The organism is Halobacillus alkaliphilus (assembly GCF_900113125.1).
Lineage (GTDB): Bacteria > Bacillota > Bacilli > Bacillales > Halobacillaceae > Halobacillus > Halobacillus alkaliphilus.
The window spans coordinates 42023-66186 of record NZ_FOOG01000004.1; the positions used below are offsets into that span (position 1 = coordinate 42023).

23 protein-coding genes are annotated in these 24164 nt (G+C 43.1%); 10 read left to right on the forward strand and 13 right to left on the reverse strand.

What is annotated here, in order from left to right; translation table 11 throughout:
- Positions 1 to 36: 36 nt before the first annotated feature.
- On the forward strand, positions 37 to 1482 hold the full coding sequence (locus tag BMZ06_RS03870; protein ID WP_089750320.1) for an esterase/lipase family protein: 1446 nt from the start codon (positions 37 to 39) through the stop codon (positions 1480 to 1482).
- Positions 1483 to 1742: 260 nt separating this feature from the next.
- Positions 1743 to 2546: a C40 family peptidase gene (locus tag BMZ06_RS03875; protein ID WP_089750321.1), complete on the forward strand. Its 804-nt coding sequence runs from the start codon at positions 1743 to 1745 to the stop codon at positions 2544 to 2546.
- 64 nt (positions 2547 to 2610) lie between these two features.
- Here the strand turns inward: BMZ06_RS03875 and BMZ06_RS03880 are convergent, their stop codons facing one another.
- Complete coding sequence (locus tag BMZ06_RS03880; RefSeq protein WP_089750324.1) at positions 2611 to 4110, reverse strand: malate:quinone oxidoreductase; 1500 nt, start codon at positions 4108 to 4110, stop codon at positions 2611 to 2613.
- A 303-nt stretch (positions 4111 to 4413) separates the two neighbouring features.
- Complete coding sequence (locus tag BMZ06_RS20575) at positions 4414 to 4551, reverse strand: hypothetical protein (RefSeq protein WP_175477789.1); 138 nt, start codon at positions 4549 to 4551, stop codon at positions 4414 to 4416.
- A 411-nt stretch (positions 4552 to 4962) separates the two neighbouring features.
- Between BMZ06_RS20575 and BMZ06_RS03885 the strand changes: the two genes are divergently transcribed.
- From BMZ06_RS03885 to BMZ06_RS20580, 3 genes are all read left to right on the forward strand, one after another.
- Positions 4963 to 5796: a type II toxin-antitoxin system SpoIISA family toxin gene (locus BMZ06_RS03885; protein ID WP_175477792.1), complete on the forward strand. Its 834-nt coding sequence runs from the start codon at positions 4963 to 4965 to the stop codon at positions 5794 to 5796.
- Between the two features lie 48 nt (positions 5797 to 5844).
- A complete protein-coding gene (locus BMZ06_RS03890) occupies positions 5845 to 6027 on the forward strand; it encodes a hypothetical protein (protein ID WP_089750327.1) in 183 nt (60 codons plus the stop codon).
- A gap of 102 nt (positions 6028 to 6129) precedes the next feature.
- Positions 6130 to 6273 carry a hypothetical protein gene (locus BMZ06_RS20580; RefSeq protein WP_014645262.1) on the forward strand — a complete coding sequence of 48 codons (144 nt, stop codon included), beginning with the start codon at positions 6130 to 6132 and terminating at the stop codon, positions 6271 to 6273.
- Positions 6274 to 6528: 255 nt separating this feature from the next.
- On the opposite strand, the gene cls is transcribed toward BMZ06_RS20580, so the two are convergent.
- From cls to BMZ06_RS03910, 4 genes are all read right to left on the reverse strand, one after another.
- Entirely contained in the window at positions 6529 to 8034 is a 1506-nt protein-coding gene (cls, locus tag BMZ06_RS03895) for a cardiolipin synthase (RefSeq protein WP_089750329.1), read from the reverse strand.
- Between the two features lie 241 nt (positions 8035 to 8275).
- Positions 8276 to 8647, reverse strand: a complete 372-nt coding sequence (locus BMZ06_RS03900) for a VOC family protein (protein WP_089750331.1) — start codon at positions 8645 to 8647, stop codon at positions 8276 to 8278.
- Between the two features lie 133 nt (positions 8648 to 8780).
- Positions 8781 to 9407 (reverse strand): TetR/AcrR family transcriptional regulator, encoded by a 627-nt coding sequence (locus tag BMZ06_RS03905; protein WP_089750333.1) that lies wholly within the window; start codon positions 9405 to 9407, stop codon positions 8781 to 8783.
- Positions 9361 to 10623 carry an MFS transporter gene (locus tag BMZ06_RS03910; protein WP_089750335.1) on the reverse strand — a complete coding sequence of 421 codons (1263 nt, stop codon included), beginning with the start codon at positions 10621 to 10623 and terminating at the stop codon, positions 9361 to 9363. The genes BMZ06_RS03905 and BMZ06_RS03910 overlap by 47 nt, the downstream gene beginning before the upstream one ends.
- A 383-nt stretch (positions 10624 to 11006) precedes the next feature.
- Here BMZ06_RS03910 and BMZ06_RS03915 point away from each other — a divergent pair, with 383 nt between their 5' ends.
- Positions 11007 to 12593 (forward strand): solute:sodium symporter family transporter, encoded by a 1587-nt coding sequence (locus BMZ06_RS03915; RefSeq protein ID WP_089750336.1) that lies wholly within the window; start codon positions 11007 to 11009, stop codon positions 12591 to 12593.
- A 218-nt stretch (positions 12594 to 12811) separates the two neighbouring features.
- On the forward strand, positions 12812 to 13228 hold the full coding sequence (gene arr / locus BMZ06_RS03920; protein WP_089750338.1) for an NAD(+)--rifampin ADP-ribosyltransferase: 417 nt from the start codon (positions 12812 to 12814) through the stop codon (positions 13226 to 13228).
- 61 nt (positions 13229 to 13289) lie between these two features.
- Here arr and BMZ06_RS03925 read toward each other — a convergent pair whose 3' ends face one another.
- From BMZ06_RS03925 to BMZ06_RS03935, 3 genes are all read right to left on the reverse strand, one after another.
- A complete protein-coding gene (locus tag BMZ06_RS03925) occupies positions 13290 to 13979 on the reverse strand; it encodes an LrgB family protein (protein ID WP_089750339.1) in 690 nt (229 codons plus the stop codon).
- Positions 13976 to 14347, reverse strand: coding sequence for a CidA/LrgA family protein (locus BMZ06_RS03930; RefSeq protein WP_245755949.1), 372 nt, complete (start codon positions 14345 to 14347; stop codon positions 13976 to 13978). The genes BMZ06_RS03925 and BMZ06_RS03930 overlap by 4 nt, the downstream gene beginning before the upstream one ends.
- A 179-nt stretch (positions 14348 to 14526) precedes the next feature.
- Entirely contained in the window at positions 14527 to 15633 is a 1107-nt protein-coding gene (locus BMZ06_RS03935) for a GGDEF domain-containing protein (protein ID WP_089750340.1), read from the reverse strand.
- Between the two features lie 281 nt (positions 15634 to 15914).
- Between BMZ06_RS03935 and BMZ06_RS03940 the strand changes: the two genes are divergently transcribed.
- Positions 15915 to 16358: a hypothetical protein gene (locus BMZ06_RS03940; RefSeq protein ID WP_089750342.1), complete on the forward strand. Its 444-nt coding sequence runs from the start codon at positions 15915 to 15917 to the stop codon at positions 16356 to 16358.
- A 39-nt stretch (positions 16359 to 16397) separates the two neighbouring features.
- Here the strand turns inward: BMZ06_RS03940 and BMZ06_RS03945 are convergent, their stop codons facing one another.
- Positions 16398 to 17267 (reverse strand): alpha/beta fold hydrolase, encoded by an 870-nt coding sequence (locus tag BMZ06_RS03945; RefSeq protein ID WP_089750344.1) that lies wholly within the window; start codon positions 17265 to 17267, stop codon positions 16398 to 16400.
- A 222-nt stretch (positions 17268 to 17489) separates the two neighbouring features.
- Here BMZ06_RS03945 and BMZ06_RS03950 point away from each other — a divergent pair, with 222 nt between their 5' ends.
- Both BMZ06_RS03950 and BMZ06_RS03955 read left to right on the forward strand, forming a co-directional pair.
- On the forward strand, positions 17490 to 17858 hold the full coding sequence (locus BMZ06_RS03950) for a hypothetical protein (protein ID WP_089750346.1): 369 nt from the start codon (positions 17490 to 17492) through the stop codon (positions 17856 to 17858).
- 169 nt (positions 17859 to 18027) lie between these two features.
- Positions 18028 to 18309, forward strand: a complete 282-nt coding sequence (locus BMZ06_RS03955; RefSeq protein ID WP_089750348.1) for a hypothetical protein — start codon at positions 18028 to 18030, stop codon at positions 18307 to 18309.
- A 124-nt stretch (positions 18310 to 18433) separates the two neighbouring features.
- On the opposite strand, the gene BMZ06_RS03960 is transcribed toward BMZ06_RS03955, so the two are convergent.
- The 3 genes from BMZ06_RS03960 to BMZ06_RS03970 form a co-directional block, all read right to left on the reverse strand.
- Positions 18434 to 19315: an AbaSI family restriction endonuclease gene (locus BMZ06_RS03960; protein WP_089750350.1), complete on the reverse strand. Its 882-nt coding sequence runs from the start codon at positions 19313 to 19315 to the stop codon at positions 18434 to 18436.
- 527 nt (positions 19316 to 19842) lie between these two features.
- Positions 19843 to 22317, reverse strand: coding sequence for a restriction endonuclease-like protein (locus tag BMZ06_RS03965; RefSeq protein WP_089750351.1), 2475 nt, complete (start codon positions 22315 to 22317; stop codon positions 19843 to 19845).
- On the reverse strand, positions 22289 to 24028 hold the full coding sequence (locus tag BMZ06_RS03970; protein WP_245755950.1) for an MrcB family domain-containing protein: 1740 nt from the start codon (positions 24026 to 24028) through the stop codon (positions 22289 to 22291). The genes BMZ06_RS03965 and BMZ06_RS03970 overlap by 29 nt, the downstream gene beginning before the upstream one ends.
- Between the last annotated feature and the right edge of the window lie 136 nt (positions 24029 to 24164).

The following is a 24164-nucleotide window of genomic DNA, read 5'->3' on the forward strand; positions in this document are numbered from 1 at the left end:
AAAAATATTGAAATGACAATAAGGAGGCCGATCAAGATGAGACCAAACCCCGAAAGACGTGATTCATTACCTTTTCAAAACAAAGCCTCTGGCAATCCCGGGGAGTGGTATCTCGGGGATACACCAGAGAACCTATCCGGTTCCAGGCGCCCGGTCCTGTTCATTCATGGGTTTAACCGGTCCTCTGACACGTGGTATGAAGGCAATGATATGTACGTGACCGCTTACGAGAGCGGCTATGAAACCGCCTTTATCGATGTCTATCCGGACCGAAGCATGTGGGAAAACGGCGCTCTGCTGGCGCAAAAAATAAAAGACATCTACCAGCATTTTGGAGAAAAAATCGTGGTGGTCGCCCACAGTAAAGGCGGTCTCGATACGCAGGTCGCTCTGGTTCACTATGGTGCCGACCCATACATCGAACGAATGATTACCCTGGCCACTCCTTATTACGGTTCGCAATTAGCGGATTTAGCCTACAGCCGCTGGGGCAGCTGGCTCGCGAATATACTCGGAAGCAAAAATGAAGCCACCTACTCCCTGCAAACCGGCTACATGAACCGCTTCCGCTCCGAAACAGACAGCCAGCCGAATGTGTATGAGACGCCGATTTATACCCTGGCCGGCACGAAATGGGGACGGTTTGGCAGCTCGTTATACTGGGGCGGCTTATACTTACGCGCGTACGGCAGCAATGACGGAGCCGTGACGGTGAAAAGCTCGCGGATAGAATATGCGACTGAAATCCAGGCCGGGGAATGGAATCACACGACGATTAAAGAGGGGTCCTCGACATTCGACGTATTTAAGCCGTTTTTACAAGAAGAAGCAGCGTTCTTCGCGAATCGCGAGGCCGCAGACACAGCCCATGTAGTGCAGAATCCCGAAGCTTGCAATTACGTGAGCGGAGGAGCATTTACCGGTACGACGAACGAAACCATCTATGTGGAAAAAGGAGTTCATGAAATGACCGTCAACTGGTTGAGTGATCAGGCGGATTCTCACTTAACCCTTATCGATCCTGAGCGGAGTACCTATCCGTATTTCACAACAGGTCAAGATGCTGAGGCTTTTTTCGAAGGAGCGTATCATCATACCCTCACCATTCACAATCCTGGATCCGGATCGTGGACACTGGAAGCAAGCTCTGTTCAGAAGGAGCATTACTTATTAAACGTCAGCTTTGCAAGTCCTCTTAACGCTTTACTCAGCACGGCGCTTTCCAATGAGGACAGGCATGTAACCATCAAAACTCATAACTTAGAATTCCAAACCGATGTAACAATCGATTATTACAAAAATGGCAAGCTGCAGTTCAGCGATAGGGAAGCCAGTCAGGCAAGCGGATCCTTCGAGGTACCTGACCTCGGCGAAGGTATGTATAATATGACGATGAATATTCACGGAAGCTATGCCCAGCAGCCTTTTCGGCGTACCATTATCCAATCCGTCTATGCAGATAGCCACGGTAATCTCTACTAAAACAAGCTAAGCGGTGACTCCTCCGCTTCTGTAATATTTGGCAGATATTTGTAAAATGATTATCATCTTAGCTTAATGTTCCTGAAACCTCCTTGGAGATATTCTTTGTTAGACTAAGGATTAGTTTGAAAGATACGCACTATTCAACACACATCGATTCAAAACGACAGGAAGTACATAAATCAGATACACAATAACTACCATCTTTCAAACTTCTATTGTCCAACGTCCGCAGGAATTAACAACAAGGAGGAGTTTGAATGAACGAAAAATCTAGATTGTCCGTACGAAAATATGTGGTTTCGTCCACCGTGGCCGCAACCATCGTCCTCTCGCCTATGGCCACTCAAGGTGTGTTTGCGCAGGCGAATCCAGACCAAATAGAGGAAAGTGACGCTGGTGCGTCCTCAGAAATTTCCTTTCTTCATAAAGGAGATCAAGGTGAAAGCGTAGAGGCGCTGCAAACCGAACTTCAATCGCTTGGTTATTATACATATAGCCTGGACGGCCTTTATGGCCCGATTACTGAAGATGCCGTGGAAGAGTTTCAAGCAGACCAGGGTCTCAAAGTCGATGGATTAGCCGGACCGAATACGATGGCCGCGCTATCCTCTACTGAAGAGCCAAATGAAGATGACGTAGCGCAGGAAACAGAAGAAGAACCTGAGGAAGAAGTATCCGCTTCCGGTCAGGTGGATTCCGAATCCAGCGAAGTGGCTGACATTGCCGAAGATCTCATCGGTGTCCCTTACGTCTGGGGCGGTACCACACCAGACGGCTTCGACAGCAGCGGCTTCATTCAATATGCTTATGAGCAAGCCGGAATCGACCTATCCCGTACCCATCGTGCGAATTGGAGTAATAACGGAGAATTCGTTGATTCACCGGAAGTTGGGGATCTAGTCTTTTTCGAAGGCACCTATGATGTAGAGGGCGCTTCTCACAGCGGCATTTATGTCGGGGATAACAAAGTCGTTCACGCAGGAAGTGACGGCATTGAATACGCCGATCTGACGAATGACTACTGGCAGGACCATTATTTAGGCACGAAGTCTTTTGAATAATCAATAGAAAAAGGATGACCTCTGATCAAATCAGGAGTCATCCTTTTTTTGTGTGATCACCAACTTACTGGTGGACCGGTTCTTTTTCCTTCAGCCCAAGCGTTCTCGCAGTGGAGCTGTGAATCTCGTTCAGCAGATCCTGGTGCTCACTCAGCGATTTTCCGTAAGAAGGAACCATTTCTGTAAGCTTCGGTTCCCATTCGTTCATATATTGCGGGAAGCATCGATCCAGCACGTCGATCATGACATGGACAGCCGTAGAGGCACCCGGCGAAGCACCGAGCAGAGCCGCAATCGAGCCATCGGCACTATTAACGAGCTCTGTACCGAACTGCAGCGTTCCTTTGCCGCCTTCTTCTGTATCTTTAATCACCTGCACACGCTGGCCTGCCACAACTAAATCCCAGTCCTCGCTTTTCGCATCGGGGATAAATTCGCGCAGCGCTTCCATCCGCTGTTCTTTCGTCTGCAGGACCTGGCCGATTAAGTATTTCGTAAGCGATATTTCCTTCACACCTGCAGCAAGCATGGTCAGGATATTACTCACTTTAATGGACGTGAATAAATCAGCGAGCGATCCCGCTTTCAGGAACTTCGGAGAGAAGCCGGCAAACGGACCGAACAACAGCGACTGCTCATTATCGATATATCTAGTATCCAAATGAGGAACGGACATCGGAGGAGCACCTGCTGCCGCCTTGCCATAGACTTTCGCTTCATGCTGCTTAGCCACTTCCGGATTGTTACAGACCATGAACTGTCCGCTTACCGGAAAACCGCCGAAGCCTTTTCCTTCAGGCACACCTGATTTCTGCAGCAGATGCAGACTGCCGCCGCCACCGCCGACAAAGACGAAATCAGCCGAATGAAGCGCTGTTTGATGGCTGTCCATATGTTGGACTTTTACCATCCACGAGCCATCATCCGCACGATTCACATCGTCCACGCGCTGATTATAGTTCAGTTGTACATTCTGGCTTTCCAAGTGATCAAACATCTTCTCGGTTAAGGTTCCGAAGTTCACATCGGTTCCGGTTTCCATGCGAGTCGCCGCCACCGGCTCATCCAGGGTGCGGTTCTTCATAATGAGCGGAATCCATTCCTTCAGCTTTTCCGGATCCTCAGAGTATTCCATCCCCTTAAACAGTGGATGGTCGGTCATCGTTTCATAACGCTTTTTCAAAAAGTTAATGTTGTCTCTCCCGTGAACGAGGCTCATATGAGGCAGGGAGCGCACGAATTCTTCCGGGTTATCGATGTAGCCTTTGTTGAGGAGATAGGACCAATACTGCTTCGTAATCTGGAACTGTTCATTGATTTTAATCGCTTTGCTGATATCAACCGATCCATCGCTCTGCTCTTTTGTGTAATTGAGTTCACAAAGTGCCGCATGGCCTGTCCCGGCATTATTCCATACGTTCGAGCTTTCTCCACCTGTCTTATCAAGCTTTTCAAACACTTTAATATTCCAATCGGGTGCTAATTCTTTCAGAAGGGATCCTAATGTGGCACTCATGATGCCGGCGCCGATCAGGATGACGTCTTTCGTTTCTCTGTTGGTCATTGTTAACCATCCTTATTCCTGAGTTTTGCAGAGAAGCTGCGGGATTTATTCAGTCGCACCTCTCCAATAATAAATTACTAGCTACTTATATGATAACGCTTTAACAGTGAAAAAGTCATGCTTCCTTAACAATTATACATGATTTATAACTGGTAAAAAAAGGATTAATTATACGGTAAGGGATTCCCAATCCCCTCCATTACCACGTTAGCCTGGAATCCTTGATTTCTTCTTCCCAAAAATCTTTTAATTCCTTAACCATCTGCGTGGGCAAGCCACCTTCTGTTGCCATCAGATTGTGGTTTAATTGCGGAATATTTTTCGCTCCGGGAATAATGACAGACACATCTTTCCCCAATCTTTCTCATTACCTAATTGCCACGCTCCAAAACCAACCTCAGACACTTGAATTCCTGTCTTACCTAAGCTGCGTGTTTTCAATTTGGTTTCCACCTTCTCTTTCTCTTTTTTCCGTTCAAGGGAGTGGGTAAGTAAAATAGATCGATGTTGCTTATGCGTTCTTTTTCTACGAATGAATAGTCAAAACCCTTCCAATGACAGTTTACACCCAAAAACTAACAAATTCTAATAGGAAGGTGATGAACCGCTTGTCATAAACGTTCTATAAGAAGCCTTAGACTCTTAAAAGAACGGACAGCCTGGAGTCCTATTGCTTCGACAACTCTATCATTCTTATGGATAGGGTTGTTTTTTTAAACAGAGTTCCAACCTCTGGAATGGTAAAATAAGAGAACATACTCTACCTTAATATCTTTCAACACATTAGGAGGCGGAGCTGATATGTAAAACAGGCAAATCAGTAGATCTTTAAAATGGAGGGGAGAGGGTTACGTGGCTTTTAATTTTTTTGTAGGGGCGTTATTAGTTTTTACTATAGGAAACTATCTGTTTTTCTTATGGGATCAGCAGGAATATTGGTTTTCTTTACCGAAAATTAGAAAGGCTTTGTACACTCTTTTTGTGTGTGGTCTCGCTGTAGGACTGTTGGTGGGAGAGACACATCTATCTAATTGGCCGTTTATCTTAACACTCACGTCTGTCATAGTATTTATGGATTTAGCGTTATTACTAACTCCAAGCATTATGAAGCTATGGAAAGCAGAGTTTGAACACCATAACGATTTGCAAAACATTATTCTGACATATGAAAAGGTGAGAAAAGCAAATTACCGACGGGTTGAAACTATGTCAGCCATGATTCAAAATGCACATAACTATTTTCCCGAGGATTACTTTCCGATGCTAAGTCGCGCGAGAGATATAGAAAAGTACCTAAAAGAGTACACAGACCTTTATGGTATATCTGTTCAAGTGTCTCCCTTGGAAGTGTCTCCGCCTGATTATAATCCTGGATGGGAAGGAATGAGTGAAGAAGAAAAATATGAATTTGAAAAAGTTCAACCTGTATATGAAGCTATTTTAAGACAGTTGGACACCATTGAAGCCACTCATAATTTTGAGATGGGAAAATATAAAGAGGAATATGCCGATTACCTGCTTCAATATGAAGTGGTATCTTTAATAGAGGAAGAAAGCATGATTGTTCCCGTGATCAACAAGAAAGAGCAATATTTAATAGTTCTGAAGAGTGAACACGGGGAAGTATTAGAAATAGACGCTCTTCATATCGTTAATCTAACCAACCTGTATCAGCTGTATCGTTAACTATGTGTTATAATAAGTGTAAGAACACTTGTAAAAGGAGGGCTTACTATGAATATCAAACTTCCTCAAAAAACAAAAATAAGAGGTAAAGTTGTGAAAAGTGCTAATGATCGCCATGCCCGCTTCTCCAGGGAAGAACAAGTGACTACGTTATCGGAGCATTCCAAAAGTAAAACGACCAAAGAACTTGAAAGACTCAATAAAAAAGTAATGTCGTATCTAAATCGATAGAGTACAAACAGGATGCCTCAATAAGCATTCTGTTTTTTTGTATAGATTTCCTGTCCTTTGAATAGAATGAGTAAAAACAAAGGAGAAGGGAGATCAAGCCAAATGGCTAAAGATCCCAAACGAATAGAAAAATTCAAGCGTGGCATTACTCATTTTTCAGAAGAAACTTTGGCTAATTCAAAAATGGCAAAGCTTCATAAAGAAGCAATGAAAAAGATCCTTGCGTATAAAGGAAGATTTGGTTGATAGATAGATTTTCAAATAGTCTATGACTAAGAATCGATTAACCTTACGTTCAAACCGTAGGAGAGCATTATTTGGTTTTATAATTTAATCGGAACAGAGCCATCCGTTGTCTGCGGAAGGTTGTGGGTTCAAGTCCAGTACACCCCACCATTTTGGTCTTAGGAGATCAGTTTTTTCTTTCATAATACACCCTACTTAAAAAAGAGCTTCCACTTTCATGGAAGCTCTTTTCCTATACAGTTAATTTTGCCACTACTATAAGGCAGGGGAAAATAAACGAGCAAACGATTCCTTGGTTCGAACCACTATCCCTCTATTACGGTAGGCTTTTGCATCCACCTTGTGGCTGTGCTCCATATCCTGTTTGTAGTTATCGATCAGGCTCGTGACACTAGAAGTCCGAAACAGGAAAGCATTCACTTCGAAGTTTAAATTCAGGCTTCTAAAATCAACGTTAGCCGTTCCGATCGAAGCAGACTGACCATCTACAATCATGATTTTCTGGTGCATAAACCCTTTTTCATACTGATAAATGTCGATTCCTTTATCGAGAAACTTGCCAAAATAAGACCGCGTGGCGTATTTCGGTAAAAAACCATCACTGATCTCGGGAACCATCAGTTTAACGTCGATCCCTTTTTTAGCTGCCAAGGACAGGGCAGTCCGAATGTCCTTATCGGGTACGAAGTAAGGGGTGGCAATCCAAACGGAATGCCTGGCATTCGCAATCATATTGAAATAAAGCTCACTGATCATCCCTCGATTAGCGTCAGGACCACTGCTCAATATCTGTACGCCCCCGGTAGAAAGCTCCTCCGTATTCTGAACAGGCGTGTACGTATCCAGATCCAATACTTCATCCTTCAGGTAGGACCAGTCGATCATGAAAATGGTCTCGAGACTCCGGATCGCTTCGCCCTCCACCTTCAAATGAGTATCCCGCCAGAAACCTATCTTAGGGTCCCGTCCCAAATATTCGTCACCAATATTCAAGCCGCCGACAAAGGCTGTGTCGCCATCGATCACAAAAATCTTCCGGTGGTTGCGAAAATTAATTTTCTGGGTGAAAAAACCACTTTTTATAGGGTGAAAACAAGCCATTTCGACACCGGATTTTTTCATGCTGCGCTTCGCGTGTCCCGACATCCCAATACTGCCGGCCGCATCAAAAATCACTTTAACCTCAAGGCCAAGCTCTGCTTTTTCCTTCAATATATCGATAATCTCCTGACCGATCTGATCATCACGAAAGGTGTAATATTCCATATGAATGTAGTCTTTCGCTTCCCTTAAACGTTCTTTAATAGCAGGAAACGTCTCATCCCCATCTTTCAAAACGGATACTTCGGAAGAAAAATTAATGGGAAAACCCGCTTCTTCTTCAATCCGATTGGATATGAACTGCTCCTCCCTGTTCAGCTGATTCCAGCCACTGGAAGTGTTTTTATCAATCAAGGGCTCTAAATACCTTTGATTATCTCTTCTTTTGCTATCGAATAAATGCCCTCTGACCTGTAATTGACCGGAATAGATAAAGAAAATGTAACCAGCTACCGGAAAAAATAAGATCGCATAGATCCAGACAAGTGTTTTGTATGGCGAGCGGTTTTCCAGTATCAATACATAACAGACAGACAGTACGATTATTAAATAAACAGCGGCGGCCAATGCCCTGATGAAGAAGGGCTGCTCGCTGAAAAACGTCAGATAAAACGTCACACTGAGTAGTAGAACGAAAATGATTTGTCTCGTTTGCTTCATTAGCTGTACTTCTCCCTTTTTTTCTCCTTGTAATCCTCTTGTAACACATCTAAAAATTACCCTTTGGAAAAATGAAGTAAACATTGCGTTGAAGGTAAAAATGGGTCCGCTGCTTAGTTCCTGGGGCTGCAGTCGAATAAAAAAACACGTGACTTGGACGTGTTTTTTTGGAATGACCACAAGGCAGATTTTCACCCGTGGCAACTTCCCTTTGTCATGTTCAATATAAAAATCCATAAAACTATCGGTGCTGATCGATCAGGATCGGATTCCCATCAGGATCCACCATCGTAATGTTTTCCGGTCCCTCAGTCGTTTCGTCAGCTTCAGATACCAGGTTAACCCCCTGTTCCTTCAGCTGCTTCTGGATTTCCCGCACATCTGTAAATGGATTCACGTCTTCTGCATTTTGATTCCAGCCAGGATTGAACGTTATGATGTTGTCCTCAAACATCCCCTGAAATAGACCAATCACACTGTTTTCATTTTTCATCACAAGCCAATTTTGAGTAATGTCACCTCCGAATACTTCAAATCCTAACTTTTCATAAAAGGCTTTCGATTTATGAATGTCTTTCACGCTTAAACTTATAGAAAAAGCACCCAACCGCATAAAATCCCTCCTGGATAATTATTTAGTACTTGATAGGTTCGCTTTTCTCACGTGAAAACCCTTTTTAACGTTCTCCATATGCAAAAGGTTCACTAGGACCGTAAGCAAATACCACCAAGCAAAAAAATCCCCCTCATGAAGAGGAGGATACATCCAGCGCCATCTTTAAATAATCGACAAACAACTCCGACTGCTCCTTCACGCTCACCTTTTCCTCAGGCAGAATCGCGTGGTCAAGCGCCAAACCATCGACAAACGTAATGATCGATTTCGCTAACAATTCGCTATCATAGCGGGCGCTGAACTCTCCGGATTCCTGACCGGACTTAATAATTTCAGCGTAAATGCTCACTCCCATTTCGTACCGCTTTTCCCCATAGGTACGACGCCGTTCATTGTTGCGGCCGGTGATAAAGAATTCGAGCTTGCTCGGGGCAAGTGGGTCCATGTTTGCATCCGGACTTCCATCTTCCCCGAACATCAGCTTCATGAGTAACGTCCAGTACTGTGATGCTGATTCTTCAAGAGAAAAATCGGACTCTTCCGCTTCCTGATTAATCCCTTCTTCAAGAATCGCTTCGAAAAGGTCCTCTTTGTTGGCAAAATATTGATAAAGACCACCCCGGCTGACATTGGCGGCTTCCATGACGTGCTTCATCGTCGTATGTTCATAGCCATGCTCAATGAAGACGCTGGTTGCGGCCTCCATAATGTCAGCTCGTCGTTGCTTCAGGTGTTCTTTGCTTACTCGTGGAGACATCTGCATTACCTCGCTCTACTTTTCGTTTTGTTAAAAATCCAATCAGTGATACCAGGACGAGAAGACTCGCCGTAATCGTAAACGTCGGAATCACGCCGATGATCGTCGCGATCCACCCTCCAAGCAGCGGGCCAATGATGGTTGCCGTTGTCATCACGCTGTTGAGAACGCCGAACACGCGCCCCGTCATATGGACAGGCGTGCGGACCTGGACGGTCGCCTGGAAAGGAACGAAAATCAGGCTCGCCGAGAAGCCGGCCGTGAATCCCAGCCCCGGCCCCCAAAGGATCGAATAGCCTAAGTCGTAATGGGCAAGGACTCCCATCATGCCAAAGCTCGCGCCGATTCCACAAACCCCGAGGAGCATGAGTGGGTAAGGGTTGTAGTCGGTTTTTTTCGCTAGTAAAAAGCCAGCTGTGAACATACCGAGACCAGAACCTGTCACCAGGTACCCGAATAAATCAGGAGAGGCATAGGTCAGTTCTCTGATCAGGACGATTAATTGTGAATCGGCCATTTGCAGGATCAACAGGCTCAGTCCCACAAGACTTAAACCCGTTAGCATGAAGCGGCTTGATTTGATAAAAGAAAAACCTAAAGCGAATTCCTTTTTGAATGACTCCTGCGCAGATTCCGTTTTCGAGATTTTATGGTGGACGGCGTTCGGAATGAACAGCAGGATAACCGCTGAAATCGCGAAGGTAGCTGAGTCGATCATGAACACCTGCTGGGCACCGAATACAGTGACAAGCAAGCCACTCACCAGCGGACCGAGAATTTTTGTCGACGAATCGATCATCGAGGTGATCGACATCGCCCCCTTCATATCTTCCTCTGCCACTATTTCCTTCAGCTTCCCGTTTTTCGCTGGAATGAACAACGAGGAAAAAATTCCAACCGCGAGGAGCGTGGCATATACCATCCAAAGTGATGAAGCGACGGTTAAAAGGAGAATCAAACCCGCCCGGACGACATCAGAAACGATCATAAGCGTTTTCCGGCTGAAACGGTCAGCTACCATACCGGCAACGGGGCCAAACAACGCCATAGGTATCGCTAAGCATAAAAATACGAATGAAACCTCAAGAGGTGAAGCTTCCCACTTCAAGCCGACCAGAGTAATGATGGCGACAATGCTGAGCCAGTCGCCGATGCTTGAGATCGCCTGGGCGGACATCAAGGTGATGTACCCTTTGTTTTTCAATAAACGCTGCATGTAAGTGCCCCTCTCACTAAAAAGACATTAGTGTCGTTTTGTTAATTTTATTATATCGACATTGGTGTCGTTTTGCAATCCTTTTTTTGTTTGAGGATTTTCCCACCCTAAAAGTAAAGTAATTTAACGAAGTTACCCATAAAATACTTGAAAATTACCCAAATTTTTCATTATACCTTTTATTACAAGACTCCGTATGTTAACTTAGCATAGAATTAATTAAATTATTTTATAAACTACTTTGTAACCGCATTCAATATGTCCATAAGTTGTTCAGTAAATAGACTGCCACCCCACGCATTTATGTAAGTCTTAGATACAGATTCCATGCTTGTGTTAGACCAAAGGAAAGTCCCCACCCTAAATAAAAGGAGAGAAAAAATATGAATCTATTTACGGTCATATCGTTTTTATTTTTCACTGGTTTAGTTGCTTTAATTTCTTATTATATTACGAGAAGAGAAGATTTGAATTCGCAGGATGGTTACTTTTTAGGGGGCAGGAGTCTAGGTGCGTGGACGATTGCAGGTTCTTTAATGCTAACCAACTTGTCAACGGAACAATTAATTGGGCTGAACGCTCAAGGGTATTCTGACACCATTGCGGTGATGGGGTGGGAAGTAGGAGCGGCTATTGCGCTAGTTATCGTAGCCTTTTTCCTTTTACCAAGATACTTAAAAGGCGGCATTACCACCATTCCGGACTTTCTGGAAGACCGTTATGACTTCGGTACCAAGCAGATCGTCACGATCCTGTTCTTATTTGGCTATATATTAAATCTATTACCGCCGATACTATATTCCGGAGCCGTTGCCATGAATGGATTATTCAACATCCCGGAAGCTCTTGGCATAGGCAGGCTTCCCTCTTTATATGTGACCGTATTAGCTATAGGAATTGTCGGCTCCATTTACGCCATTTTCGGAGGATTGAAAGCGGTTGCCGTTTCCGACTCGATTAATGGAATCGGACTATTATTTGGCGGGTTAATGATTCCGGTTATTGGGTTATTCGTTCTAGGCGATGGCTCTATTGGCGCCGGCTTCTCGACCATTCTGGAAAACTCTCCGGAGAAGATGAATTCCATCGGCGATTCTGACAGCCCCGTCCCATTCAGTACTATGTTTACCGGGATGCTGCTAGTGAACCTGTTTTACTGGGGCACGGCTCAGCATATTATGCAGCGGGCCATTTCAGCTAAAAGTTTAAAAGAAGGGCAAAAAGGTGTTCTGATTGCGGCCTTCTTAAAATTGCTGGGACCCGTTTTTCTTATCTTACCAGGGATCATCGCTTTCAATATGTTCGGTCCTGATATGGAACCAACCAATGCTTATCCAAGACTTGTGAATGAGATTCTGCCAACACCTTTAGTAGGCTTTTTCGCTGCGGTGTTATTCGGGGCTATTCTTTCTTCCTTTAACTCAGCCTTAAACTCATCCGTTACCTTGATTGCGTTAAATATATACAAGCCCTATTTCAAACCGCAGGCCTCTGATAAAGAAGTGGTTCGTAAAGGGAAATACGTCGGTACAGTCATCGCATTATTCGCGATCAGTATTGCGCCATTAATCGATTTAGTACCACAAGGGTTTTTCCAATACCTGCAGATGGTCAATGGATTCTATAACGTGCCGATCTTCACCATTATGATCGTCGGTTACCTGACCAAACGAGTGCCGGCCATTGCCGCGAAGATCGCGTTGTTTGTATTTATCTCCACTTACGCAACGACACAGTTAGTGTGGGATACCGGCTTACACTTCCTTCATATTCTGGGTATTCTATTCGTGGTATGCTCCACGCTTATGCTAATAATAGGAAAGCTCTATCCAAGAAACGAAGATTTCTATTTAGAAGAAAAAGCAAAAGTAGATATGAAGCCATGGAAGCTGTTATATCCAGTTGGAATTGCAGCAACCATCGCGATGATTATTATCTACACACTATTATCACCGGTTGGCATTCTATAAAACTAACAATCTATAAAAAAAGGGAACTCAATATGTTTGAGTTCCCTTTTTTATGAAAAATTCCCTTTAATGGAACGCTGCTTCTGCACGAGACGGACGGTATCCTTCTTTCTACTTCCATTATACCGCGGTTTGGCAGTAAATTATAGACTACTCTTTCTTGTCACCCTGCCCTATACTGTTATATACAAGTCAAATAACCTGAGAGGTGTATCCATATGAATGACAAAAAAGATGTCTTAGATCATGGTCCTTTCTTTCATGGTACAAAAGCCGAACTAAAAATTGGTGACCTATTACAACCGCAATACCGCTCCAATTACCAGGACAAGAAATCGAACTACATTTATTTCACGGCCACGCTGGAAGCTGCCAAATGGGGCGCTGAATTAGCATCATCTTCATCTAAGGAAAGAATCTACATTGTAGAACCATTAGGCGACTTTGAAAATGACCCGAACGTAACAGACAAAAAATTCCCCGGAAACCCGACACGCTCTTACAGGTCTAAATCGCCTTTGAAAATTGTAGCTGAACTCGGTTCATGGGAAAGGCATTCCGAGGAAGAAATCAATCATATGGTGTCCTCTATTAATAAATTGCGCGAACAAGGAAAGGCCGTTATATACGATTAATCCTAATCCCACTACCCAGAAAGAAAGCTCTGACCCTTAATGGATCAGAGCTTTCTTTTTATTACAATAGAAGCAGCGTCAGTCCCGGCGCGATAATCGAGACAATGACCGCGCTCAAAATCATCGCCACCGTACTAATCGATCCTTCCAGCGTATCCCGTTCCATCGAAGCCGCCGTGCCGATCGCGTGGGAAGCACTTCCCATCCCGACGCCCCGGCCGATCCGGTGGGTCAGACCGCTGTAACGCATGACGAGTGGATGAATCAGCATGCCGCCGATACCGGCGATCATCACAAATACGGCGGTGAGCGGCATCACGCCGCCAGTAGATTCAGAGATCGACATGGCGACAGGTGTCGTGACCGATTTAGGCACAATCGAATGGATGATCTCAGTGCTGAAGCCGGCCCATTTACTAAGCAAGAGACCAGAGCTGATGCCGACCACCGCTCCGATCGTTGTCCCCGTCATGATGGGAACGAGCATTTTCTTAAGAATCTCCCGGTGCTGATAGAGCGGGTAGGCAAGCGCCACGACCGCTGGACCTAACAGACGATCAATCCACTTGCCGCCTATCATGTATGTTTCATATGAAACATGAAAAAGCAGCAGGAACACGATAATCACCGCGGTCGCGACAATCACAGGTGTCGTGTAGATGCGTCGGTACTTTCGGTAAAGATGGAGAGAGCCGATATAGGCAGCAATCGTGAAGCCGATCATAAATAAAGCCACAAGCGCAGGATTCATGCTTCCTCCCTCCTTTTCACCATCCACTGGGTCACCCGTCCGGCCAGTGCCATGACGAGCGCCGTGCTGAAGAGTCCAATCACAATCAGCAGCATTCCTTTCCCTTTAAATACATACGCATAGCTGATGATCCCAACCGTCGCCGGTATGAAAAAGAAAGGCAGGTGCCTGACCATGAATGAGACTCCTTGTTGCAGAATCCATTCCGGCACCAGTTTTAAAGACAGTAACGTAAACAGGATCAAGAGGCCGATCACACTGCCAGGGATGAAGAGGTCAAACAGGTTCTGAATCCCTTTGCCGGCTAAATAAATCAGATATAACATGGCAATTTGTATGGGTATAATGATAGCTTTGTCTTTAAACAACTTGAATCCTTCTTTCTATACATCAATGCCGCAGGAGGCATCCTTTTTATTCAAATCCTCCATTATGATAACTCTAATTGCTCTCGATTTACAGTATTAAAAAAAGCACCTGATCCCCCTGGGAGAGAACAGGTGCAGAACTGTCATCATAGAAAACGATTACATATTTTTCTGCTTGCTCACATCGATCGTTGTGCACGCTTATCACTGTACATTTTCTTATCAACAGACGTATATAGCTCGTCCATCGACATCCCCTCTTGATAATCCTGAAACCCATAGCTGAAGCTTAAGGTTTTAAGTAAAGGGTCTTCCCTTTTTTCAAGCAAACGGTGAATGCTGGTCACATAAGGATCAATATCACTGCCGTTCTCTACCAGGACGATGAATTCATCCCCGCCCAGCCGGGCTGCCAATGCCTGGTTAGGAAAGGCCTCCTTCAGAACCCGTCCAAACTCAATTAGAATCTGGTCCCCTTTATAGTGGCCATATTCATCGTTAATGTGTTTAAAATCATTCAAGTCGATCAAAACAATTCCAAACGAACACTTTTTTTCAATCAGGTGCTGAAGGTAGGTTTCATAGCTCTGCCGGTTATACAGCTTCGTCAGAAAATCCTGTTCCGTAGTCGTTGATTCTAGAAACGTATAAGCCACAAGCACGACAAGCGCAATCGACGTCCAGGAGAAGTACAGCTTCGAATCAAATAGCTGCACGATCATGCCGCCAATCGGCAAGGCGAAGAAAATAAGGAAAATCAACTGAACAGAGGAAGGAACTTTAGTACGGTGTCTAATCACCATCACAAACATAGCGATATAAATACTTGCTAAAACCACATAGTGAAGATCCATGAAATCGCCGCTGCTGAACCGATTGGTAATAGGTGCAACATCAAAATAGACAGGGTAAATAAGATTCACCAGCAGAATCAGAAGGGTCAGTAAGCTCATATGCTGATAAAACATTCTCTTATAAATACGTGAGGGGCTTCTGAACAGATGGTAATCGACATAGGAAAGCATCAGACCGCCGAGCACCGGTCCGATCAGAAATAGAATAAAGTTGGTAGAATACTCGAGGAAATAAGCACCGAAGAAGAGTTTTCGATCAAATATCCACGTCAGCGGCTCAAAGACAATCGCAACAGCAGCTCCCACCATAATCATTTTCAAAAGTCTCTTACTGAAACTCTTCACTCTCGATTTCGCTCTCATAATGATAAAGAGCACTGCAAGAATCATCATCGCAAACATGTTCAATTGAAATTGCACGAAATATTCCATGACCTTTGCCCCTTATGTATCAGTTTGGAGAGCTTCGTGGTGATCGAATCTATTACTTTACATCTTACTCTAATTCTTTTGTCCTGGTCAAAACATTATTACGAACAAAGCGGGCGATCCGCCTGCTAATTTATTTTCTCCTAACGTGGAAAGTACCTCTCCACCCGAGGAATACGAGGAAATAATATGAATGAAGACCTATTTATTTGTAAAAAATAGGTCTTTTTACGTTTTCTTCAAACTACTAAAGGGGAAGTTTATAAAAATAGGGAGGAGATTGTGTGGAAGAACTGTTACGGGATTACGGATCAACTGGAACGGTATGGATTTGGCTGGTGATAGCGATCCTGATTGCGGCGGGGGGCGTAGCTTTATCGATCGCTATTTCGAAGGGCAAGTTTGACTTGCCACGGGTGAAAATCGACCGCCTGCGCTACGTATCATGGGCAATCGTGTTCACAGGTGTGTTAATAGCATTATTTACGCTTGCAGACGGGGAGATCACCTTCTCGCAAAACAATATGGCGTTAGAACAATGGAACGAAAACGGCTACTATGTAGAAAACTACGGAGAGATTGAAGAACGAGACGGTGAAACGATTCAAGTGAAAGAAGGAGCGCAGGAGGCCACAGAATTGAAAGCTGATTATATCCTGATCGGCTGCGACCGGGATGTGTACGCCGAAGTAACCAATGGAGAGGTATGGATATGTGTCTCTGAATAGAAAAAAGGGCGACCCTCTCCGTGAGGACCGCCCTTTCGCTTATTTCTTTTCTTCTAAAAACTCGCGCATATAACGATTGACTTTTTCCGGTTGTTCATGATGCGGGGCATGACTGACCCCTTCCATACGATGAATGGTGAGGTCACGGACATAATCTTCCACCCCGTCCAGATTGCTGTTTTCAAAAGCAGGATCCGCATCGCCCCAGATAATAAACGTTGGTGACTCAAACATTTGATAAGGCAGATCCAGCGGCTGTTTCACATGCTCTTCGAACGGATAGAACGAAGCCGCCCGGTAATAATGAAGCATCGATTTCATCGCATCCGGCTGCATCCAGGCATCTATGTACTTCTGCTCATCCTCTTTGGTCAAATACCCTTTTCTTCGGCCAGGAATCGTCATCATTTTTCTCAACCGCTCCGCATTGTTCTCGAGCAGCTTCTCATGCGAGTCGGTACGCTGGAAATAGCCCATATAACTGCTCGCTTCCCGCTGCCCCGGGTTCTCTTTCAGTTCACGCCTGAACGTGTACGGATGAGGCGCATCAAACATGATCAGTTTCTTCACATATTCAGGCTCCGTATACGCAAGCGTCCACGCAACCGCTCCGCCCCAGTCATGGGCGACTAAAATGCAGTCCTTCTCCCCGAAGGCTTCAATTAGCTGCTTCACATCCTCGACCAGGACCGACATGTCGTAAGAAGAAACTTTTTCCGGCTTATCGGAAAGGTTATACCCTCTCATATCCACCGCGACCACACGATAATCCTTCGAGAATTCTTCGATTTGGTGATGCCAGTTGTACCAGAAGTAAGGGAACCCGTGGAGAAACAGCATGAGTTCGCCTTCTCCTTCTGCGACGTAATGAAGATTGACGTCATTGACTTTCACATATCCTTCTTGCATGATTCCTACCACCTTTCCTACAAATACTTTCAATATGGTGTCACTGTACTCCTCTTCACTGAAAAGGGCAATTATGAAGTCTCATTTTCTGGATAATTAAGAAAAATAACCTAGTAAAATCAGGGATCCTGATAAGGTCAACTTCTTATATGGAATAAATACACTTAAACCTTATTAAGATATTCCATAGAGAAAATTCATTACATAAAAGGAGTTTTGCTTATGAAAGAAATAAAAATTTTTACTTATCTCAGCTTCATACTTTTGCTTACCGGCGTCACCTTTCTTACTTTAGGATTTGACCGCATGCACAATTATAATAACCCGGACAGTGAAGAGTCCTATTTGCTTGAGGATGATGATAGCGAAGATCCTAAAAATGCTTATGTTGGCGGAGATGCGTATAATTACATCATCAACGGCACTCATTCCACCTCCTACTTTGTTTTAGCTTCGACCATGTTTATCCTTTCCGTGTTACTCTTCATGTGCCAAATTCAATATGACACTAAAGAATTAATAAGAAAAACACAGCAAGAAAAAGAGGATGACCCCAGTACTTACCTTCTGTTTCAAGTAGATAAAAGTTAAAAACAGCCCGCATGAAACAATCATGCGGGCTGTTTTTTATGAAAGGCTGGCGGAAAATGCTTCCCTTTCTCGCGTGTAAGAGTTATTTTGTTTTTCTCCTTGTCCTAAATGGGAATATATAATTATTATCGATTTTATGAAAATAAAGGATGCGAGGAAGGGATTATCTATGTTGAAAAAATCTAGTGGTATATCCATATTGATAAGCGGGGTCTCTTTAGGATTAGCCTTAATTCTTGTTCTGTTTTATTCACAGCCTAACCTTCCTACTTTTGCCATCTTCTTGTTCACCCTGGTAACCGGCCTAATTGGAATGATTTTTGGAATCGTCGGTCTGATTAAGGATAAAGGGATGTTGAAGCTCCTCAGTACGGTGAGTGTTTTGGTTGGTTTAGGTTATTTGGTATTTTTAGCGGTTTTCATAGTAACCGGAGATATTTTTGGAACTTAAAATTTTTAAATAGAACAAAGACTTTGAAGAATGGGTACTGCCATAGCCGCTATTACACTGGGTTGTGGCAGTATAGTTTGTATAATGGTAACGCATATGCGACTCTACTCTTAGAGGGTCATATTCAATGGACGATCTCTATTTCTTCTTTTACCCTTTCATACCGGATAAAGCGACTGTCCTCCGGAGAAACACCAGCGATTCTGAACACGTCAACAAATCTATAACGATGAACGCCGAGGTTATCTTTATACTTTGCGAAAACCGCTCTTTCCTCTCCCGATTGAACCTCACGTTTATACGCTTCCTTCCTTTTTGATACGATTTCCTCGTCTTCATGCGATTCATCGATATACGTCCAGTCATCTGCCAAAACATTAAGCCACCCTGCCGCAGCCGACTTCCTGCTGCCTTCTTTGACAATCGATAACTTCGGGCACCATAGCCATAGTTGAGGACCTATACGGAAGTAGCTACGCTGATACCTTTTTGCATTCTTGCCGAATACGGTATTGGCAATATCCTTGATATCCTGAAATGCGATTTTGTCATGAATTGATAAGTGTGTCTGTGATCTACACGATTCTAATTCCTCTTCATACAAAAGCCAGTATAAGGGCCGGGCCTCAGCTCTCTTCTTAATGATTTCAACACACTCGTTAATTCTTTCGTGTATTTGATTAATCGGGAGCGTCGCATCGATGCGTAGAATTAGGAAGTCTTCCAGTTCATCTTCTTTGACAGCAGAAAGAATATCATCCATTCGAAGCTCATCTTGAGAGCGGATATTCTTGTGAAACGCTTCATCCACTTCAATCCCTACATGAATTTGTGGGAAGTAAAGATCCATTAAAGCATAGCTATTTTCTCTTTTCACATACTGCTGGCTGACGGGTTTTAAGTTCAAGTTATCCACCTTGTGCCAAAGGGCCGTTAAAATATAATTCTCATAATCTTTCTTTTTCGTTCTGGAAAAAGTTCTTACAAGATATTCTCGTTTATCCATCCTCATCTTCCTCATCCATTTAATCCGAGTATAAATATATCGTATAATCCGCCTAATGCTGAGTTTCCAGATCCATTAATATCTTTCTATTGAAAACAAGGCTTCTTCGCTTTTATGCAATAAAAAACTCCACTCTTTTCATGCAACACACGAATCTCTCTCAAGTAAAGTAAATAAATCACTGAGCCTATTATCATACTTTAGCTTTATCATAAGAAGCCCTTCATAGCGGAAATATTAAATACATAATTTATTCTACGTTTGAGGTCTTTTTCCTTTTATATTTCCAGGTAGCTAATCGATGAATTACAAAAAGGTAGTAAGGGGAGCAGATGGAAATAGATGCCCAAACCACGAAAGGTTTACCAACACATTTGATATACTTATGGTAATAAAAGGAGTGTAGAATGATATGGGAGATATAAAATTATTCTCATTACATAACGATAGTAAAAGTGCCTACCCCACTATTAACTTCATGGGAACAGGCACTTTATCTACTATCAAGGAACCGAAGGAAAGCGTCATTACCCTCTCGACTGAAGGTTCACTATTTCCCTGAACACCTTATTCACGTTGTGCACCACATCCCCATAAGAAAAAGCCATGCTCCCCTTATCGGATCGTACATTAACAACCGATTCCTCCACCTCTACCGTTATTCCACTAGTGAGGGTTCGGAAAGAGGTGACCTTGCCGGCCTTTTCGAGCTCTGTAAAATCTAGGTCCATACGAATATCTCTAGAAAACCTTCTTAACACTTCCCACAACTGCCTTTCCATAGCACTCTTCATATAGAGTTGAGGTAATTCTTCAGCTGCCTTCAAATTCGGTAAAGTAGTCAAAGTGGAGGTACTAATCCCATAGCCCACTGGCTTAATAGAATGCTTGAGTCTTTTCCAAGTATCCATGTATAGACGGATTCCACCACGTTGATAATCTACTTTTAAATCGCGTAGTTTTGCGTATTGATAAATTCCACCATCCTCTGCAAAGATAGCTTTCGGCTTATATAAAGCTATGTAGCTTGCTTCCTTCCAGCCTTTACACAAATACGAATCCGGAATAGACATCTGGCCTGACTGGTTGATGTTCCGTAACTGTTGTTCACCGTTCACCTTTACGATTAATACTTTCTCTTTCACTCTAGAATTCCACTCTTCAAGCGTCCCTTTAGGCAAAATTCCCTCTTCCTGTAACTGTTTAGGTGAGCACTCTATTAATCGGTCTAAGAAACGCTCCACTAATGCAGTTGATTGAGGTAGAAAAGGAAAACCACCTATATTTACTTTTTGAATGCTTTGGTAAAAGGCGTGTTTTTCGTATTCATGTTCTTCGCCCCAAGGGAATAATACGTAGGCCCCAAACGTATTACGCTCATAGGCGCTAGCATTATTTTCTACTATCGCATCTCTATAGCGGTGCATGGTGTTAATGTCTTCTTCAAGTGGACCAGGACTATGGTAAGTCCGTCCATAATAACTTCCTTCTGCAGCAAAATCGACGCGGTACTTGGCATCAAAGACATATTCGTAAGCATGATCTTTCCCCACTTTTTCTATGCTTAACATAGAATCTGGTTTTTGCCTTACCGTTGGCAATGTTCCTGAATGCTTTTGGAAATGTAAGGTGATCTTTTCGTTCGTATGAGGATGACGAAAGACTCTTTTCGCCGACTTCGACTGATTTAACGTTACAAAAAGACCCTCACGATTGACTCTGATAATATCTTGACTAATCATCTTATACTTTGAAGCTAAAATTTGCCCTAACTTCAAAAACGTCCAATATTCATAGAGTGTTGCCACATCTTTGACAGACATTCTCGCTACTTCTCCATGCAAAACTAAACCACGGGATAACGTCAGATAAGCTTGATAAGCTTCTCGGTATCCAGGTGCCATTTGTAGTACAAGAGTCATGACAGAGCGATCAAGCTTTCCTATGGTTCTCCAAAAGGAAGAGGCAAGCTTTCTTTGGATAGAGGATTCCATATCTTCGACTACTTTTATGTTATCTTGATTGGGGTTTTGTTGATCAAAGGGATTTCTCTCTTCCATCTTTCGTTTTAATGAACTTAATTTATGAGATAACCTAACCATCATCCATTTGACGAAGCGGTTTTCTAATGTGTCGTAGGTTGGTTCTTTTTGAACGTTTATTCCTTTCGTGGGCATCATTTTCCTTTCATGAATGGGAATGCCATTAGGAGATTCCACAAATAGACCAGGACGCTTACGCAGATATTTCAAACCGACCGTGTCTTGCCTGTTAAGCTGGTCGCCTCTCACTAAGCGATGTTCTTTCTTCAGTTGGTGATGTGGTTGCTTTTCAACTTGTGTAACGGCCTTTGTAAACTGTTGGAAGTATTTCATTACTAAACGATAAAATTCTGCCCAAGAGGGGTCGGCCGCTTGCGTTGTGGTAGCTCCCAAATAGGTTTTCTTAACGAAATGATAGGCTAAGTTATAAACTTCCTCATTCACTTCCTCTAAGAGCTTTTGGTAATCTTCCTTATACGACAGCTTAGAAGGAAAGACTTCCAAAGTTACATCCAACTTCTTTTTCCCTTCACTACGTATAGAGAAAGTGGTGTACCCTACTTCATTCGTAAAGGATAAATTCCCCATTAATAGTTGGTGAGGATGCTTCCCTACCTTACTGACAGCTTTCCTTAAGGCAGGGTGTTCATGTTCAAATTCTAATGAATCGTGCTTTTTAGGCGTTACCACGAGTTGATAAACTCCATTTTCAAAAAATAAAGGCGGCACACTCGTATGATCCGTGAGCCTCTCTTCACGCACATCAAACACTCTAACGGATTCAATAGCTTCTCCATTTACTGAAAAGTACATTGATTCATAGGGCTGAATAGCCTTGTATTGCTTCAAACTCTCATAACGACTGTGGTACGGCTTTCCCTTAATGTAGAGGGAAAACGAGTCCGTCTCTATTTCAATCAGTTCTCTTTCATCAGCTGCTCCAGAAGGAAGTAAATCCATCTAAATCACCTCGCCGGATCATCTCATAAACCTTTCGACCACTTCTCGGAAAACGTGCCTGGCCCAGTATGTCCTCGATCTGATCTGATGATAAACCTTCTTCATAAGTATGGTTTGTAAAGTAAGTAAATAACTTCATTAACACTTGAAAAGCTTGTCCATGACTAGCTGTGAGTCGCGGAAGAATCTTTTGGTAAAACTGAAAGTCTAACGCTTCATCCTCAGTCATTAAATAGCGACTATAAATCGTATAGAAACAAACCTCATCACGGACACGATAACCCACATGTGCCTGAATGGGGTTAAGGATATCGTTGATCTGAACTAACTCTTTCGTTACATGTTCCACCGTTTCTTTATTTGATGAGTAGGCGTCTTTCAAACGAAGGTATTCTGATTGTATCCGTTGATTCGGAAGGTTTACCTGTTCCTGTTGTCCTTCCTCTTCTTCAAGAAAAAACAAGGTATCCAAATGAACGTCGTTCCATTCAATTGTATTCGCACGATCTAATACCTTTTTACTAAACGGATGAGTGGTTTCATCCATATTCACTGTCCCAATAATATATAAATTAGGCGGGATCGTTAGCCGTTCCCCCGCTTGGTTTTTACTCATAATCGGGAGGGTCTGAACTTTTCCATCCACCCATTTCCTGCTTTCCATCACACTTAGAAAATCACTAAAATAATACTCCACACGCGCCAAGTTCATTTCATCTAGCACGACAAAGTAAGGGTGCTCTTTATGTAGCCTCGCTTCCTTAATCACAGAGGTTAACGGTCCCTCCTGAAATGTTCCTCTAATATCGGTGTAGCCTAGAAGGTCAGAGCCGTCGCTCCAGTCGGGTCTTACTGGAATTAAAGTAAATTGCTTGGTTTCCTCTGTTGCTCCTAAACTTTCGGAAAATAACTCTATGATCTTTGTTTTCCCTGTTCCAGAAATACCAGATAAAATCACAAAAGGCTTTGTTCTGAGCGAGAGGAACAAATTTTTCACATCCTCTAATTCATAGTAAAACCCTTGATTTCGTATGTAAGAATGAATATGATCGATGATTTTTTCATCTGACCACTCTATCTTGTGATCTGTATCATTTTCCTCTACACTTTCACTCTGCACGCGGACGTAGTCATCATAGATATCAATCATGGACGATAAATCTTGTCGTAGGTCAGCTTCTGAAGGCAAGGAGTTCGGGACGTATTCAATATACAGTGCCGTAGACTCTTCATAGCTCTTTCCCTTGGAGCTGCTCCCGATATTAATAGCATCATCTTTATGTATAGGTGAAGAAGTAAGATAACGATCTGTCTGAATCGTGCTTCTAATATCTGCCCGGATGTGCTTGAGCTGTTCTTTAGACGCTTTTGTGATTCCTTGAGCGAATGAAAGATAGACCCTCTCCATATCTTCACTAAACAAGTACCCTAAATAGTAGCCTTGTTGTGTACTTGTTGTTACATGCTTATCTAAGATAGTAATCCAAGGGATTTGGGCCCAATTTCCTTGTCCCACCGAACCTTTCACTATAAAGCGGTCTTGATCGATAAAGTCCAGCGAGTTAATTATTTTTGGAGCATTAGTGCGAACAAATTGCCCCAATGAATTGGATTTAAATTGCTTATTTTTTTCTGTTAAATATTCATTTGTAATCTTGGTTAATATCGAGTGAAGCTTGTCTTTACTTTCTAAATCTACTTGATTATTCACTGGTCCAACTCTCCTCAAAATCAAGTTTATAAATACACCCTAAGGAACCATATGTCTAATGCCATGAAATTCATATTTAGACTGATTTATTTAGTCACTTCTACTCAATCGACTATTTTCAAAAATAATCCATAGT

Excerpts from the sequence above, each read along its gene's own strand:
- BMZ06_RS03870 (WP_089750320.1), top strand. The coding sequence starts at position 37 with ATGAGACCAAACCCCGAAAGACGTGATTCATTACCTTTTCAAAACAAA.
- BMZ06_RS03875 (WP_089750321.1), top strand. The coding sequence starts at position 1,743 with ATGAACGAAAAATCTAGATTGTCCGTACGAAAATATGTGGTTTCGTCC.
- BMZ06_RS03880 (WP_089750324.1), bottom strand. The coding sequence starts at position 4,110 with ATGACCAACAGAGAAACGAAAGACGTCATCCTGATCGGCGCCGGCATC.
- BMZ06_RS03890 (WP_089750327.1), top strand. The coding sequence starts at position 5,845 with ATGAATATCAAACTTCCTCAAAAAACAAAAATAAGAGGTAAAGTTGTG.
- BMZ06_RS20580 (WP_014645262.1), top strand. The coding sequence starts at position 6,130 with ATGGCTAAAGATCCCAAACGAATAGAAAAATTCAAGCGTGGCATTACT.
- cls (WP_089750329.1), bottom strand. The coding sequence starts at position 8,034 with ATGAAGCAAACGAGACAAATCATTTTCGTTCTACTACTCAGTGTGACG.
- BMZ06_RS03900 (WP_089750331.1), bottom strand. The coding sequence starts at position 8,647 with ATGCGGTTGGGTGCTTTTTCTATAAGTTTAAGCGTGAAAGACATTCAT.
- BMZ06_RS03905 (WP_089750333.1), bottom strand. The coding sequence starts at position 9,407 with ATGTCTCCACGAGTAAGCAAAGAACACCTGAAGCAACGACGAGCTGAC.
- BMZ06_RS03910 (WP_089750335.1), bottom strand. The coding sequence starts at position 10,623 with ATGCAGCGTTTATTGAAAAACAAAGGGTACATCACCTTGATGTCCGCC.
- BMZ06_RS03915 (WP_089750336.1), top strand. The coding sequence starts at position 11,007 with ATGAATCTATTTACGGTCATATCGTTTTTATTTTTCACTGGTTTAGTT.
- arr (WP_089750338.1), top strand. The coding sequence starts at position 12,812 with ATGAATGACAAAAAAGATGTCTTAGATCATGGTCCTTTCTTTCATGGT.
- BMZ06_RS03925 (WP_089750339.1), bottom strand. The coding sequence starts at position 13,979 with ATGAATCCTGCGCTTGTGGCTTTATTTATGATCGGCTTCACGATTGCT.
- BMZ06_RS03935 (WP_089750340.1), bottom strand. The coding sequence starts at position 15,633 with ATGGAATATTTCGTGCAATTTCAATTGAACATGTTTGCGATGATGATT.
- BMZ06_RS03945 (WP_089750344.1), bottom strand. The coding sequence starts at position 17,267 with ATGCAAGAAGGATATGTGAAAGTCAATGACGTCAATCTTCATTACGTC.
- BMZ06_RS03950 (WP_089750346.1), top strand. The coding sequence starts at position 17,490 with ATGAAAGAAATAAAAATTTTTACTTATCTCAGCTTCATACTTTTGCTT.
- BMZ06_RS03955 (WP_089750348.1), top strand. The coding sequence starts at position 18,028 with ATGTTGAAAAAATCTAGTGGTATATCCATATTGATAAGCGGGGTCTCT.
- BMZ06_RS03960 (WP_089750350.1), bottom strand. The coding sequence starts at position 19,315 with ATGGATAAACGAGAATATCTTGTAAGAACTTTTTCCAGAACGAAAAAG.
- BMZ06_RS03965 (WP_089750351.1), bottom strand. The coding sequence starts at position 22,317 with ATGGATTTACTTCCTTCTGGAGCAGCTGATGAAAGAGAACTGATTGAA.